The sequence below is a fragment of the Bifidobacterium sp. M0353 genome, assembly GCF_016100645.1.
GTDB lineage: Bacteria > Actinomycetota > Actinomycetes > Actinomycetales > Bifidobacteriaceae > Bombiscardovia > Bombiscardovia choladohabitans.
Window position 1 is genome coordinate 1 of record NZ_JACFSB010000203.1, and the last position, 263, is coordinate 263.

At 30.8% G+C, this 263-nt stretch carries 1 protein-coding gene; it reads right to left on the reverse strand.

The window, feature by feature from the left end:
* Positions 1-34: 34 nt before the first annotated feature.
* Positions 35-263 (reverse strand): class II fructose-bisphosphate aldolase (locus H3V04_RS09560; protein ID WP_198188423.1); only part of this gene is annotated, 229 nt, incomplete at its 5' end.

Here is a 263-nt window from a genome sequence, read left to right on the forward strand (position 1 = left end):
TTTCGATCAGCTATCGAAAACCAGAAAATTAATTTTAGTCAATATTATCCATAATATCTTCTACAGTCTTTGCCACACTATTTATCCCTCTTTGAGATAAAGTTTTTAAATCAAAAGCATTATGATCATTTTCATATGCTTTACCAAACGTTGAAATGAATTTTTTCCTTATATCCGCACCGTAATTCACCTTGATTAGATTATATTCTTTTGCATGCCTTACATCGTCAAAAGGTATACCTGAACCACCATGTAGTACTAAT